Annotated in this window: 7 protein-coding genes; 6 read left to right on the top strand and 1 reads right to left on the bottom strand. The window is 76.2% G+C overall.

Annotated features, from left to right (window positions below; genetic code table 11):
* Positions 1–19: 19 nt before the first annotated feature.
* On the bottom strand, positions 20–1,315 hold the full coding sequence (locus IE287_RS08260; RefSeq protein ID WP_189848265.1) for a cellulase family glycosylhydrolase: 1,296 nt from the start codon (positions 1,313–1,315) through the stop codon (positions 20–22).
* Between the two features lie 572 nt (positions 1,316–1,887).
* On the opposite strand from IE287_RS08260, the gene IE287_RS08255 reads away from it, so the two are divergent.
* From IE287_RS08255 to IE287_RS08230, 6 genes are all read left to right on the top strand, one after another.
* Positions 1,888–3,150, top strand: a complete 1,263-nt coding sequence (locus IE287_RS08255) for a helix-turn-helix domain-containing protein (protein WP_189848264.1) — start codon at positions 1,888–1,890, stop codon at positions 3,148–3,150.
* Between the two features lie 338 nt (positions 3,151–3,488).
* A complete protein-coding gene (locus IE287_RS38370; protein ID WP_308436857.1) occupies positions 3,489–4,082 on the top strand; it encodes a cobalamin B12-binding domain-containing protein in 594 nt (197 codons plus the stop codon).
* A 233-nt stretch (positions 4,083–4,315) separates the two neighbouring features.
* Complete coding sequence (locus tag IE287_RS08245) at positions 4,316–5,680, top strand: methylaspartate mutase (protein WP_229883378.1); 1,365 nt, start codon at positions 4,316–4,318, stop codon at positions 5,678–5,680.
* Positions 5,677–6,702 (top strand): asparagine synthetase A, encoded by a 1,026-nt coding sequence (locus IE287_RS08240; RefSeq protein ID WP_189848262.1) that lies wholly within the window; start codon positions 5,677–5,679, stop codon positions 6,700–6,702. Before IE287_RS08245 ends, IE287_RS08240 begins: the two co-directional genes overlap by 4 nt.
* Positions 6,699–7,976 carry a glutamate synthase-related protein gene (locus tag IE287_RS08235; protein ID WP_189848261.1) on the top strand — a complete coding sequence of 426 codons (1,278 nt, stop codon included), beginning with the start codon at positions 6,699–6,701 and terminating at the stop codon, positions 7,974–7,976. Before IE287_RS08240 ends, IE287_RS08235 begins: the two co-directional genes overlap by 4 nt.
* Positions 7,977–8,298: 322 nt before the next feature.
* The gene (locus tag IE287_RS08230; RefSeq protein WP_189848626.1) at positions 8,299–13,080 is read left to right on the top strand and encodes a non-ribosomal peptide synthetase; all 4,782 of its coding nucleotides are present in this window, start codon (positions 8,299–8,301) and stop codon (positions 13,078–13,080) included.
* Positions 13,081–13,086: the final 6 nt, after the last annotated feature.

Below are 13,086 nucleotides of genomic sequence, written 5' to 3'. Positions count from 1 at the left end.
CGGGAGGGCACCCGGGTGCTCAGCGGTCGGCGGCGCTGCCGCGGACGACGCAGGAGCGGCTGTTCTCCCAGCCCCAGCCGTCGCCGTCGGGGTCGGAGGCGGCGCCGGCGGCGCAGTACGGGTAGCCGTTCGGAGCCGTACCGCCGGTGCCGCCGGACCCGGTGTCGGCGGCGCTGCCGCGGACGACGCAGGAGCGGCTGTTCTCCCAGCCCCAGCCGTCGCCGTCGGGGTCGGAGGCGGCGCCGCTCACGCAGTACGGGTAGCCGTTGGGGGCGGTGCCGCCGGTGTCGCCACCGCCGCCTCCGCCGTAGACCGCGGCGCGCTTCGAGGTGGCGGCGATGCCGTCCGCGCCGTTGAAGAAGCGGTCGCCCCAGGGGGTGAGGGCGTTCGGGTCGAAGCCGGTGACCATGTCGAGGTACTCGACGCCGCTGCCGTTGCCGCTCCAGGACCAGCCGAGGTAACCGACGCGCAGCGAGCGGGCGGTGGCCATGATGGCGTTCTCGTCGGGGTTCCCGTCGCTGTGGCGGTCGCCGAACTCGCCGACCACGAGGGGCAGCCGGTTGTTCACGAAGTGGTTCAGGTAGCCCTGGACCTCGGCGGCGGTGTCGTACACGCCGTACATGTGGATCGAGAAGATCGTGTTGCGGCGAGGGTCGGAGGCGAAGACCGAGGCGGCGTTGTCGCGCATGGTGTGCGACCAGTCCTGGCCCCAGTTGGGGGCGTCGACCATGAGCGCGTTCTCGATGCCGGCGTTCCGGAGCTTGCCGATGGCGCTCTTGGTGGCGGCGGTCCAGGCGGTGTGACCGCTGTTGCCGAAGGGCTCGTTGCCGATGTTGACGACGACGTGGTCCTCCTGGCCCCGGAGGGCGCTCTTGACGCCCACCCAGTAGTCGGCGGCCTGGTCGAGGGTGGCGGCGGCGGCGTCCTCGCCGTAGCCGGTGGTGTCGTGCACCTCCAGGACGCAGATGACCTTGTGGGCCTTGCAGTCGTCGATGATCGACGTCACCTGGGAGGCGCTGGTCTCCGTCCAGCGGTCGCCGCTGGACAGGACGACGCGGACGGTGTTGGCGCCCTTGGCGGAGATGTCGGCGATGGCGTCGGTCTCGCCCGGGTACCAGGCGTGCGCGTGGTTGACCCCGCGCATCACGAACTCGCTGCCGTCGGCCTCGTACACGCGGCCGTCGGAGACGTGGATGCCGCCGTCGGCGGCCTGGGCGGATCCGGTGGGGCCGAGGACGGGCAGCAGCAGCCCGGCGGCGCCGGCGAGGGCGCTGCCCGCGGCCGTGCACCACGTTCTGCGCGATGACTTGGTCATGCCTCTCCTTGGAGGAAGACGGGGGGAAGGAACCCGTCCGCGCGAGGATTCCGACGATGTGACAACGTTGTCAGAATCCGGTGACCGAGCCGCTGGTCCGCGCGTCGGGGGGTGCCCCCATGAGGCACCCGGGGCCGGATCCGTGTCAAGCGCGAAGGACGCTTTCGCGGCCGGGGAACGGAACCGCACGACCGGTTCAGTGAACCCGCCCTGAACACGCGGCCGTTCCCCCCGTTCCTTCACCGGACGCGGGGCGCCCGTCCACTGAACCGCGGCGGGGCGAACCGAACGGCCCCCGGGCGACGCGGGCCGGGGGCCGCCCCGTGCCACCGGCGCCGAAGGCCGCGCCGGGCGCCGCACGGACCACGCGCGGGCGGGGTTCGACGGACGGCGTGGAGAGTGCGTGAACGAGTGGTGATCGCCTGTTGATCGGCCGTAGAGCCGGGCCGTGGAGCATCGGCGCCGTGGGGGAGGACGGACCGACGGTCACCACCGGACGCCGCCGCCGGCGGGCCGGGGTCCGCCCGCCCCCGGTCCCCGTAGTTGGCCATCCCACGGAAGGTGGACGAGGCATGGACGGTGTGCAGTCGCCGCAGTCGACGGCGGGCTTCGGAGAGCTGCTGAGGATCAGGCGCGAGCGGATCGGCCTGACCCAGCAGGTCCTCGCCGATCACGCGACCCTCAGCGTCCGGGCGATCCGCGACATGGAGAGCGGTCGGGTGCAGCGGCCCCGGCAGGAGACCGTCCGGCTGCTCGCCGACGCGCTGCGGCTGGAGGGGGCCGGTCGCACGGACTTCGAGGCGGCCGCCCGCAGACCCTCGCCCTTCGAGGAACCGCGCGACGAGCCGACCGCCCCGCCGGCCGCCCGGGGCGCGATCGTCGGCCGCGAGCTGGAGGCCGACGTGCTGACCGACGCCTTCGCCGTGCACGGCGACCGCCTGGTCACCGTCGCCGGACTCGGCGGCGTCGGCAAGACCCGGCTGGTCCTGGAGGTCGCCGGACGGCTGCACGCCTCCTCGCGGTGGTCCGTCCGCTGGGCCGACGCCTCCCGCCGGACCGTCACCACCCCCGAGCAGCGGGCCGCGCTCGCCCGGGCCATCGGCGGCCGGCCCACCCTGCTCGTCCTGGACGGCGCCGACGCGGGCGTCGACACGGTCCTGCTGGACGAGCTCTTCCAGCGCTGCCCGGGGCTGCGCGTCCTCATCACCGCCCGCGTCCCGCAGCCCCTCCCCGGCGGCCAGGTCATCCCCCTCGCCCCGCTGCCCACTCCCGACCCGGAGCTCGACCACGACCCCGCCGCCCTCGCGGAGGTGGGCGCCGTGCGCCTGCTCCTGACGCACCTGCGCCGGCTGCGCCCCGGCTACCGGCTGGGCCCCGAGGAGGCGCCCGCCGTCGCCGCGCTCTGCCGCCAGCTCGACGGCCTGCCCGCGGCCCTGGAGCTGATCGCCGGCTGGTCCACCGTGCTGTCCCCGCGCCAGCTGCTCGCCCGGCTCGCCGACGGGCCCTTCCACCTGACCCCGCCGCCCGCCTCGTACGCGGGCCGGGCCGACGTCGGCGCCGCACTCGGCGCGGCCCTCGACCGGCTGACCCTCGGCCAGCGGGACCTGCTGGAACGGCTCGCCGCCGAGCCGGGGGACTGGTCCGGCGAGGACGCCGTCGAGATCAGCGGCCGCCCGCCCCAGGAAGGACTGGCGGCCGTCCACGAACTGCTGGCCAGCGGGCTGATCCGCAGCGTGCCGGCCCGGGACGGGGTGCGCTTCACCGTGCTCAACCTCTGCCGCCGCTTGTGCGGTGCCGGCTCCGGCGCCTACCGGGAACTCGTTCCGGTCGCGTGACCCCCGCCCGGCCCCGTGCCACCACTCCCCCTCGCCCCGATCGGCGCGGTGCCGTGACGCGTCGCCCCGTGGTGGTCCGATCCGCCGTGCGCCGATCCGCGCCGGTCCGATCCGCGCCGGTCCGATCCGCGCCGGTCCGATCCGCGCCGGTCCGACCCGTGGCGGGACCGTCGCGATACTGCCCGCATCCTGCCGGACGAGCTGCCGGTCCGGCGTGCGGGACGTCCCTAGCGTTCTTCCCACGGCCGGACGGGCCGGAGCCCCGGACGCCACCCGGAGGCCCCCGGCCGCGCAGCGGGCCGCCCACCCACCACCCACCGACACAGAGGGTTCGCGCCGTGGAGCAGCAAGCCGTGGAGCAGCACGGAAAGGCCGAGCCGGCCGGTCTGGACGTCGTCGTGACGACCATGGCCTCCGACTCGCACACCTGGAACCTCGTCTTCCTCCAGCTGCTGCTGCAGGAGCTCGGCCACCGGGTCACCAACCTCGGAGCCTGTGTGCCCGACGAGCTGCTGGTCGCCGAGTGCCGCCGGATCCGGCCGGACCTCATCGTGCTGAGCAGCGTCAACGGACACGGCTTCCAGGACGGGCGCCGGGTCGTCGCCGCCCTGCGCGCCTGCCCCGAACTGGCCCGCACCCCGACCGTCATCGGGGGCAAGCTCGCCATCGAGGCCGACGGCGCCCCCGCGCGGCGGGAGGCCCTCCTCGCGGCGGGCTTCGACGAGGTCTTCGAAGAGGGCTCCTCGGCACGGGAGTTCGGCGAGCTGCTGCGGTCCCTCCCGGCGGGCGCCAAGGGCTCCCCGGCCCTGCCGGAGGCCGTCGCCGCGACCGGGGCCCGGGCCGTCGGCGCGGGTCCGCTGATCGTGCGGGGCGCCGGGCTGGCGGCGGCCGGACCCGACGTCCTCCGCGTCGGCACGGGAGCCCGGCGGTGACCGCCCGCCGCTCCGCCCCGCGGCGGCCGGCCGCCGGCCCGTCGTCCCTCGCCGACCCGGCTGCCGCGCCCCCGTACGCGTCCGCCGGCGGCGCGCGGGCCTCCGGCGGCTCCGCCGGAGCGCCTCCGTACGCCTCCGCGGACTCCCCGCGGGCCCCCGGCGGTCCCGCCGGCGCCCCGGGCCTCCCCGTCCGTCCCGGGGCCGGTCCCGCCACCGTCGGGTTCGGGGGCTTCGTGGCGCGCGCCCGGGCCGCCGGCGCGCTCGTGGTGCAGCCCCGGATGGGCATGGCCGACCCGGGGCGGATGCGCGCCGGGCTGCTCGCCACCCGGGGCGCGCGCGGGGTCACCGTCGGCACCCTCACCCTCGACAGCTACACCCGCACCGGCGACCTCGCCGCCGTCCGGCGCGCGCTCGCCGACGGCGCCGAGCTGAACGGCTACCCGATCGCCGGCCACCCCGCCCGCACGACCCGCGAGGTGCTGCGCGGCGTCGCGGGCGCCGGCTTCCCCGTGCAGGTGCGCCACGGCTCGGCGATGCCGGAGCACATCGTCCGGGCACTGCTCGCGGTCGGCCTGGACGCCACCGAGGGCGGCCCCGTCTCGTACTGCCTGCCCTACAGCCGTACGCCCCTGCGCGAGGCCGTCGACGCGTGGCGGCGCAGCTGCGAACTCCTGGCATCGGCGGAGGAGTTCGGCGCCACCCCGCACCTGGAGACCTTCGGCGGCTGCCTCATGGGCCAGCTGTGCCCGCCCAGTCTGCTCATCGCCACGAGCCTGCTGGAGGCGCTGTTCTTCCGGCAGCACGGACTGCGGAGCGTCTCGCTCAGCTACGCCCAGCAGGCCCACCCGGGGCAGGACGCGGAGGCGCTCACCGCCCTCGGGCGGCTCGCCGCCGAACTGCTGCCGGACGTCGAGCACCACATCGTCCTCTACGCCTACATGGGGGTGTTCCCGCGCACCCCCGCCGGTGCCGAGCTGCTCCTGGAGGACGCGGCCCGCCTCGCCGTACGGGCGGGCGCGGCCCGGCTCATCGTGAAGACGACCGCGGAGGCGCACCGCATCCCGACCGTGGCCGAGAACGTCCGCGCCCTGGAGGCCGCCTCCGCCGCGGCCGCGGACGAACGGGCCCGCCGGACGGCCGCCGGCGACCCCGGTGACGGGGGCGCCGGGGTCGAGGACACCGGGATCGAGGCCGAGGCGCGGGCCCTCGTCGGCGCCGTCCTGGAGCTCGATCCGGACATCGGCCGCGCGCTCGTCCGGGCCTTCGCCGCCGGCTACCTGGACGTGCCGTACTGCCTGCACCCCGACAACGCGGGGCGCAGCCGCACCGGGCTCACCCCGGACGGCCGGCTGTACTGGTCGGACACCGGGTCCCTGCCGATCGCCGGCCCCGGCGGCGACGGCCCCCGCCCGCCGATCCTCGGCTCGGCGGGTCTCCTCTCCGCCCTCTCCCACGTCCAGCGGGAGTACGACGGCCGCGCCGCCGCCCCCGCGCCCCACCGCCACCCGTCCGCCCCTCCCGGCCGGCAGGCCCGTACCCTTCCTGCCGTCCCGCACGACGTCCACGCCACGACGAGAGTAGGGACCAGCACGCCATGACCACCGACCGGCTCACGCCCCCCGCCGCCGACGGCGCCGCGCCCTCCGCGCCGATCCCGGACCCCGGCCGCCACCTCACCGCCCCGGCCACCCGCAGCGCCCTCCGGATCCAGCAGCAACTGCTCTTCTCCGCGCGCGAGTTCCTGCGGGGCGAGGGATTCACCGAGCTGCTGCCGCCGGTCATCGGGCCGGTCACCGACCCCGGGTCGCGCGGCTCCAAGCAGGTCGACATCGACTTCTACGGCCACCGCTACAAGCTGATGACGAGCGCCATCCTCTACAAGCAGGCGTCCCTCCTCGCCTTCGACAGGATCTTCTGCGTCGCGCCCAACGTCCGTCTGGAGCCGCTGGAGACCGCCGGGACCAACCGCCACCTCGCCGAGTTCCACCAGCTGGACGTCGAGGTGGCGGGGGCGAGCCGGGACGACGCCGTCGCGCTGGCCGAACGGCTCGTGGTGCACATGGTCGACTCGGCGGTGCGGACGATGCCCAAGGACTTCGCCGAACTCGGCCGGGACACCGACGCGTTCGCCGAGCTCCTGAAGGGTTCCTTCGGGCGGATGCGGCACGCGGAGGCGGTCGCCGAGCTCCGGGACGCCGGCCACCCGCAGAGCCCCGACGCGGAACTCGACTGGACCGGCGAGGCGCTGCTCTCCGCCCGCCGCGACCGGCCCTTCTTCGTCACCGACTACCCCAAGGGCTCGCGCGGCTTCTACGACCTGGAGGACCCCGCGCGGCCGGGCTTCCTGAAGAACTTCGACCTGCTCGCCGCCGAGGGGTACGGGGAGCTGTGCAGCGGCAGCCAGCGGACCAACGACTACGCCGAGATCGTCACCCGGATGCGGGAGACGGGGGAGAACCCGCAGAAGTACCGCTGGTACCTCGACCTGGTGCGCGAGGGGGTGCCCGGCAGCGCCGGCTTCGGCATCGGCGTCGAGCGGCTCACCCGCTACGTCACCGGGCTCGACGCCGTCTGGCAGGCCAGCGCCTTCCCGAAGGTGGCGGGAGTGGTCTCCCCGTGAGCGACCTCTCGGCCCCCGGCTTCCCCGAGGAGCAGGTCCGGCGGCGGGCCCGCGCCGGAGCCGCCGCGGCCTTCCCGCCGCCCGACGCCTACGGCACCGTCCTCTTCGGCGCGGGCGGGGGCGCCGGCGGCCGGTACGGCGCGGGCGGCCGCGACCCGCTCGACGCCCTGCGCATCGTCCCGCCCGTCTTCATGCCGCAGCGGCTCGCCCGCCTGATCGACCTCGGCCGGGAGCCCGACTACCGCGACGTCGAACTCACCACGCCGATCGGCGGGTTCGTCTCCCCGCTGCCGGTGTACGTCTCCGCCCTCGGCTCCACCCGGGCCGCCGGCGGCGACCTGGGCCTGGCGCTCGCCCGGCAGGCGGGAGCGCTCGGACTGCCCCTGGTGATCGGGGAGAACGTCGTCCCGGTCGACGGCTACGGACGCCTCGGCGAGGCCGTCGACCGGGCCCTCCTCGGCCGGCTGCGGGCCTACGCCGGCGAACTGCCCGAAGGCCGGGGCGGGATCGCCGTCCAGCAGTCCACCGAGGACGCCGACGCCGAGGTGTGGAACCTCGTCTACAGCGATCCGGCCGCGCTGCCGCTGCTGGAGAGCGGCCGGCTCGCCTTCGAGCTCAAGACCGGCCAGGGCGCCAAGCCGGGGCTGGGCGGGATGACCGTCCTGGACGCCGCGTCCGCCGCCCGGCTCGGCGACCGCTACGGCCTCGACGACGTCCTCGACGGCGGCCGGGTGCTGCGCTCCAGCACCCCCGGCACCTTCACCGCGGAGATCCTGCGCCAGCAGATCCGGCTGATGCGGAACAACTTCCCGCGCGCCCGTGTGTGGGTGAAGCTGCACCCCGGCCGGGACGTCGCCGAAGCCGCCCGGGTGGCCGCCGGGGCCGGTGCCGACGCCGTCACCGTGGACGGCGCCGAGGGCGGCACCGGGTGGGCGCCCGACGCCTTCCCCGCCGAGGTCGGCCTGCCGCTGGCCGAGTGCCTCCGCCGGCTCGCGGCCGCCGGACCGCCGCCCTGCCTGCTCGTCTCCGGGCGGATGTGGGAGGGCGGCCGGGCGGTGAAGAGCCTGGCGCTCGGCGCCCGCGCCGTCGGTCTGGGCCGGGCCGCGCTGCTCGCCGCGGCCGAGGACCCGGAGGCCGGACTGACCCGGTTCGCCGAGTGCCTCGCGCTCGAACTCCGCATGCTGATCAGCGCGCTCGGGAAATACGCGCCCGCCGCTCTGGACCGGGACGACGTGTGGTCCCCGGAATTCTCCGGAATCACCGCCGGGGGATAGCGGAGAGAAACACCCGAACTCTTCTCCCCTTCCCCTCGGGAATTTTCCTGCGGACCCCCTCCCCGCATTTCCCCCTCGTCTTTCCGGCCCTTCGCCGGCCCTTTCGCCGGCCCCCTTCGCGCCGTCCCCCGGCCCTTCCCCCGCAGCCCGACGCGGTGCCTCGCGCACCGCGTCGGGCTGCCGCGTTGTCCGGCAGCTTCGCCCGCCGAGCGGCAGTTGAAACTGCCGATGGACTTCCCGGAATACTGCCGATCGGCGCCGGAGGGGCGTCCTATCGTCGAGACGACCACCCGCAGCGTCGCTAATTCATCGGGGTTGGATGATGGAATCTCGCGGTTTTCCCTTCGTATCCGTCGCACGCCGGTTCCCGGACCGTCCGGCCCTCAGGTCCGGCGGCCGGACCCTGTCCTACCGGGAGCTGGACGAGCTGAGCGGCGCCCTCGCCGCCCGGATCGCCCCCGGGCGGACCGTCGCCGTCACCGGCCGCGACCGGACCGACCACGTGGTCGGCCTGCTCGCCGCCCTCCGGGCCGGCGCCACCTACCTGCCGCTGGACCGGGAGGCGCCCGAGGAGCGCAACCGCTGGATCCGCGAGGACGCCGGAGCCTCCCTCCTCCTCACCGAAGGCGTCCTCACCGAAGGCCTCCCCACCGGGGGTCCCCTCGCGGAGGACCGGCCCGCGGAGGGCCTCCCCGCCGAGCAGCGGACCACCGGTGACGCCCCCGCCGCGGCCCGGGACGGACACGACCGCACCGCCACCGCCGGCTACCTCGTCTACACCTCCGGCACCACCGGCCGCCCCAAGGGCGTGCACGTGCCTTTCGCGACGCTCGCCGGCCATCTGGCCGCCGCCGCCGACCGCTTCGGCCTCACCGAGGACGACGTCGTGCTGCACCTCGCCCGGCCCACCGTGGACGTCGCCGTCGAGCAGGTCCTCACCACCCTCGGCGCCGGCGCCTGCCTGCTCGTCCCCGAGCAGTCGCTGCTCGCCCCCGCCGCCCTCCTCGCCCTCCTCGACGCCGAGGGCGTGACCGTGGCCAACCTGCCCGCCGGCTACTTCCGGGAAGTGGTCGCCGCGCTCCCCGGGGGCGGCCCCGCGCCCCGCTCGCTGCGCCTGATGATCTCCGGCAGCGACCGCCTCCACCCGGCCGACGCCACCGGCTGGCGGACCGCCACCGGCGTGCCGCTCCTCAACGCCTACGGGCCGACCGAGACCGTCGTCACCGCCACCGTCCACGCGACGGAGGAGCCCGGGGCCGGGGCGGGCACCACCGTCCCCGTCGGCCGCCCGCTCGGCGACCGGACCGCGTACGTCCTCGACGAGCGGCTGCGGCCCGTCGCGCCCGGCACCGCGGGCGAGCTGTACCTCGGCGGGCCGCTGCTCGCCTCCGGGTACCACGGCCGCCCCGGTCCCACCGCGGGCCGGTTCGTCGCCGACCCCTTCGCCGGCGGCCCCGGCGCCCGGATGTACCGGACCGGCGACGTCGTCCGGCGGTCCGCCGACGACGCGCCCCTGGAGTTCGTCGGCCGCGCCGACCACCAGGTGAAGATCCGCGGCTTCCGCGTCGAACCCGGCGAGATCGAGGAGGTCCTCGCCGGCCACCCGGCCGTCTCCGCCGCCGTCGTCGTCGCCCACGAGGACCGCCTCGCCGCCTACGTGACCGGCGCCGCCCCCGACCCGGCCGCCCTCCGCGCCCACCTGGCCGACCGTCTCCCCGAGCACATGGTCCCCGCGACCGTCACCCCGCTCGACGCCTTCCCGCTGACCCCGGGCGGCAAGGTCGACCGGGCGGCCCTGCCCGCGCCGCGGCCCGAGCCCGCCTCCCCGGCCGGCCGCCGCCCGCCCCGCACCCCCGCCGAACAGCTGATCGCCGCCGTCTGGGCGGACGTCCTCGGCGTCCCCGAGGTCGGCGCCGACGACAACTTCTTCCACCTCGGGGGCGATTCGCTGACCGCCGTCCGCGTCGTCGGCCGCGTCTTCGACGTCTTCGGCATGATCTCCCCGTACACGATCTTCGACGCCCCGACGCTGGCGGAGTTCGCCGCCGCCGTCACCGCCGCCTCCGACACCGGGGACCGCTCCCCGCTCGTCCGCACCGGCGCCACCGACGCCCCGCTCTCCCCCTTCCAGCGCGGACTGTGGTTCCTCGACCAGTGGAACCCCGGCGCGCCCACCTACATCGTGCCGTGGGTCTTCCGCTTCGACGGCCCCGTCGACCCCGCCCTGCTGCGGCGCGCCCTGGCCGGCGTCGTCGAGCGGCACGAGGCGCTGCGCACCACCTTCACCCTCGGCGAGGACGGCCCCCGGCAGCTCGTCCACCCCTCCCTGGAACCGCCGTTCACCGTCCACGACACCACCGCCGAAGCCCTCGACGGGCGGATCGCCGAGGACGCGCTCGTCCCCTTCGACCTGGAGACCGGCCCCCTCGTCCGCGCCCACCTCTACCGCACCGGCGACACGTCCACCCTGCTCCTGCTCCTCCACCACATCGTCTGGGACGAGGGCTCCCTGCCCGTCCTGGAGCGCGAACTCGCCGCCCTGTACGACGCGGCGGCCGCCGGCCGCACCGCCGCCCTGCCCGAACCGCCCGTCCAGTACGCCGACTACAGCCTCTGGCAGGAGCGGGACGACACCGCCGGGCGCCACCTCGACCACTGGCGCGAGCTGCTGCGCGACGCCCCCACCGAGTCCCCGCTCGCCACCGACCGCCCCCGGCCCGAACTCCAGTCCTTCCGGGGGGCGTTCCACCGCTTCGCGATGCCCCGCCCGGTGGCCGAGGCCGTCCGCGCCCTGGCCCGCGAGGAGGACGCCACCCCCTTCATGGTCCTGCTCGCCGGACTCGCCCTCACCCTGTACCGCCGCACCGGCCGCGACGACCTCGTCCTCGGCTCCCCGGTCAACGTCCGGGGCCGCGCCGAGACCGACGCCCTGATCGGCTACTTCGTCAACCTGCTCCCGCTGCGCCTCCGCCTCGACCCCGGCACGGACTTCCGGGACCTCGTCCGGCACGTCCGCGAGGTCGCCATCGACGGCTACCGCCACCAGGAGACCCCCTTCGACGCCATCGCCGCCGCCGTCATGGAGGAGCGCCCCGACGACCGTGCCGAGGACCGCAACCCGCTCTGCCAGGTCCTGCTGGAGCTCCACCCGCTCGACGACCGCCCGCTGACCGTCGGCGGCACCCGCGTCACCCGCGCCCTGCACTCCAACCCGGTCTCCCGCTTCGACCTCTCCGTCTCCGTCGACGACCGCGGCACCGACTTCACCGGCCGGTTCGAGTACGACTCCGACCTCTTCGACCCCGCCACCATGGCCGCGCTGTGCGACGCCTGGCTCGGCACCCTCGCCGCCGCCGTCGGCACGCCCGTCCACCGCCTCTTCGAGGACCGCGCCGCCCGCCGGCCGCACGCCCCCGCCCTCGTCCTCGGCGAGGAGCGCCTCGACTACGGCACCCTCGACACCCGGGCCAACCGGCTCGCCCACCACCTCGCCGGCCTCGGCATCGGCCGCGGCGACACGGTCGCCGTCCTCGTCCCCCGCGGCCCCGACCTGGTCGTCGCCCTCCTCGCCGCCCTCAAGGCGGGCGCCGCCTACACCCTCCTCGACCCGGACTTCCCGGCCGAGCGGCTGGCCGGAGCCGCCTCCGACGCCGGCGCCGCCCTCCTCGTCACCCACCGGGGCGCCACCCCGCCCTTCCCCGTCGCCCGCCACCTCGACCTGGACACCGACGCCGCCGCCGTCGCCGCCCGCCCCGCGCACGCCCCCGGCGTCCCGGTCACCGGCGACGACCTCGCCTGCGTCATGTTCACCTCCGGCTCCACCGGCCGCCCCAAGGGCGTCGCCGTCCCGCACCGCGCCCTCACCACCACCTACCTCGGCCAGGACTACGCCCGCTTCGGCCCCGACGAGGTCTGGCTCCAGTGCTCCCCCGTCTCGTGGGACGCCTTCGCCCTGGAGCTGTACGGCGCCCTCGCCTTCGGCGGCACGTGCGTGCTCCAGCCCGGCCAGCGCCCCGACCCGCAGACCGTGGCCGAGCTGACCCGCCGCCACGGCGTCACCCAGCTCCAGCTCTCCGCCAGCCTCTTCAACTTCCTGCTGGAGGAGTTCCCCGACACCTACGACGACCTCAAGGTCGCCTTCACCGCCGGCGAACGGGCCTCCGTCACCCACGTCGCCAAGGCGCTCGACCAGTACCCGGACCTCGTCGTCGCCAACGGCTACGGCCCCGTCGAGAGCCTCGGCCTCACCACCTGCCACCGCGCCCGCCCCGAGGACACCACCGGCGCCTCCGTCCCGATCGGCCTCCCGCTGCACGGCAAGGACGTCCACGTCCTGGACGAGCTGCTGCGCCCCGTCCCCGACGGCACCACCGGAGAGCTGTACGCGGCCGGCGACGGCCTCGCCCTCGGCTACCTCGGCCGGTCCGCGCTCACCGCCGAACGCTTCGTCGCCGCCCCCTTCGGCCCGCCCGGCGCACGCCTCTACCGCACCGGCGACCTCGGCCACCGCACCCCCGAGGGGATCCTGGAGATCACCGGACGCGGCGACGAGCAGGTGAAGATCCGCGGCTTCCGGGTCGAGCCCGGCGAGATCGAGGACGCCCTCACCCGCCACCCGTCCGTGACCGGCGCCGCCGTCACCGTGTACGAGCCCGCCCCCGGCGACCGTCGGCTCGCCGCCTACGTCACCGCCGCCGCCGGCGCCCCCGCCCCCGACCCCGGCGCGCTCCTCGACCACCTCGCCGGACTGCTCCCCGAGCACATGGTGCCCGCCACCGTCGACGTCCTGGACGCCCTGCCGCTCAACGCCAACGGCAAGACCGACCGCCGCGCCCTGCCGGCCCCCGCGGAGCGCCGCCCCGAGGCCTCCGCCGACCCCCTCGACCCGGACCAGCGCGTCGTCGCCGACGCCGTCCGCGCCGTCCTCGGACTGGCCGACGACCCCGGCCCCGACGCCGACTTCTTCCGCCTCGGCGGCAACTCCCTGCACGCCGTCCGCGTCGCCATGCGCCTCTCCCGGCACCTCGGCACCCGCGTGCCGCCGCAGACCGTCTTCCGCGGCCGGACCGTCGGCGCCATCGCCGCCCGGCTGGCCGCCCGATGACCCGGC

This window comes from Streptomyces omiyaensis (assembly GCF_014650895.1).
In the GTDB taxonomy this organism is placed as follows: Bacteria; Actinomycetota; Actinomycetes; order Streptomycetales; family Streptomycetaceae; genus Streptomyces; species Streptomyces omiyaensis.
The sequence above is the reverse complement of the archived record's forward strand: the minus strand, read 5'-3'. Positions and strand labels throughout refer to the sequence as shown.

Coding starts and splice junctions, on each gene's coding strand:
- IE287_RS08240 (WP_189848262.1), top strand. CDS start 5,677: ATGACCACCGACCGGCTCACGCCCCCCGCCGCCGACGGCGCCGCGCCC.
- IE287_RS08230 (WP_189848626.1), top strand. CDS start 8,299: ATGGAATCTCGCGGTTTTCCCTTCGTATCCGTCGCACGCCGGTTCCCG.
- IE287_RS08255 (WP_189848264.1), top strand. CDS start 1,888: ATGGACGGTGTGCAGTCGCCGCAGTCGACGGCGGGCTTCGGAGAGCTG.
- IE287_RS08260 (WP_189848265.1), bottom strand. CDS start 1,315: ATGACCAAGTCATCGCGCAGAACGTGGTGCACGGCCGCGGGCAGCGCC.